2 protein-coding genes are annotated in these 1,861 nt (G+C 63.2%); both read right to left on the bottom strand.

Going from position 1 to position 1,861, the window contains the following annotated elements; all coding sequences use genetic code 11:
* Positions 1-195: 195 nt before the first annotated feature.
* Complete coding sequence (locus IL992_RS45475; RefSeq protein WP_193209494.1) at positions 196-663, bottom strand: hypothetical protein; 468 nt, start codon at positions 661-663, stop codon at positions 196-198.
* A gap of 740 nt (positions 664-1,403) precedes the next feature.
* Positions 1,404-1,861, bottom strand: a 458-nt coding sequence (locus IL992_RS47415) for a serine protease (protein WP_226874986.1), incomplete at its 5' end; no start/stop codon positions are given.

Here is a 1,861-nt window from a genome sequence, read left to right as displayed (position 1 = left end):
TGGAGCGGGTGACGGGAATCGAACCCGCGCTGTCAGCTTGGGAATTGCATGGATCACGGCCGTTAGGCGCACTGACCTGGGCTTGGGGTCGGTCACGAGTGACCGCGGTTGCCCCCTCGTTACCCTCCTTAATGGCCCGCTAATGGCCCGGCGAACTGCCTGGGGGTGGGGCTGCGGTGAACTGTCGGCCGTCTGCTACTCCTCGACAACCCATCCTCGGTTGAGGCTGCGGAGCAGTTCTCGGACCAGCCCTCGCGCCCGCGTGTCGTGCTCTGCGATGACGCGCATGGTGTCGGCGGCTTGTTCTACTCGCTGCATGATTGCGGGGATGATCTCGACTCGATGTCCGTCCTGATCTGTGTACGCTTCGAAGCCCGGTTCGGGCTGGAAGCACCCCCACCAATCCAACAGGACGCACAGGGCGGCGTTCCTCGGCGCGCCCGGACAGGTGGAAATGATGTGCAGCAATACATCTGTGCCTGCGACAGCAGCCGGGTAGAGCGTGCCGGCGTGATCATTACCGACGGCTGAGCGAATACCGGAGCCCCGATCCTGGTCAGCCCATGTTGTACGCATCAAGGCCCTGAACGCCTCCGCCACGCATTGGGGCGAGTACCACTTCGGGCCGGGAATTGCAGCCCAGTCCACAGATCGGAGGTCCATGAAGGCCAGCGTACGAGGAGGAACCCTCCCGTGGCCTTACATGCGCGGCGCGTACAGTCCGCCCTCCTGATCACCCCGTCTGCCGTCGACCCGCCCGAAGGGGAAGCGGGCCAAGGCCGCCGGGTCCAGGTGGAGCGCCCTACTGGACGAACGACCTGGACCCGGCGGCCTTGGTCTGCTCGGCTTGTCCCGGGTCGATGGCGGACGGGGTGATCAGGCCCCTACCCCAGCCATCTACGGCCAGAGACGATGCGCGAGCCTGGGCGATCACCCCGGAGCCGGAGAGCCCCCGCCGGGGGCGTCAGCCGTTCCATGTGACCGCGGTTCAGGAGCGTTGAGCCCACGGGCCTTGAGTGCCTCACGCGCCTTCTGGAGGCACTCCACCGCAGAGTCTGCGTCTACCCGGACCCACCACTTCTCCTCGCCTTGGCCGCCAACGGCGTGGAAGGTCCAAGGGCGAGTGCCGCCCCGTTCAGCATCCACCCTGAGAAGGGCGTTGACGCCACGCTCTAACAGCCATTCCAGCAGGGTGATTACGTCCACCCGGGCAACCTACAGCTGCGTGATGCCTCGCTACAGCTGGCTAAGACGAGGGAGAGGTATGACGCTGGCCCGAGCCGCCGGCGGCCGGGACCGGCCCCCAGGCCGCATGCCCGGCCGCCGAGCGGGCGCAGGGCCGCGAGGCGGCGCGGAGCGCCGCCCTTGACTTCTACAAGCGTAATTCGGCAAGGCTTGCCAAGCTAAAATGGCGGATCATCGGAAGGATCTAGTTCAATATCCGCCCAGCCGTGAACTAGCTCCGAAAGGAAGAACTCCCCATTTTTTCCTGGATAGACACGGTTCTCATGTAATAGGTTCCACAGGGGTTCAACTGTCAGGGCTGCACCGAACCCCAACTCGGGTGCCGCATGGTCCGTCACTAGCGACGATGTCATTACTCCAAGCAGCCATCCATCCTTAGTAAGGACTGGTCCTCCACTAAATCCCCCGCGAGCGATCGGTGATATTACGAAGAGTGGGTGCCGCGAACCGATGTACGGGTCAATTATCGCGTTAACTTCGCCCCGAACGGCAACCAGGGTTGGGTGAGAAGTGGGAATCGGAGGGTATCCCATAAGGACGACGTCGAATAGTACGAGACCGTTATCGATCCAGTCATCAAGATGACCTCCAATCTCAATGTGGTCGACTTTCTTGA

The organism is Microbispora sitophila (assembly GCF_014892245.1).
GTDB lineage: Bacteria > Actinomycetota > Actinomycetes > Streptosporangiales > Streptosporangiaceae > Microbispora > Microbispora siamensis.
This window is presented reverse-complemented; position numbering and strand designations above follow the sequence as displayed.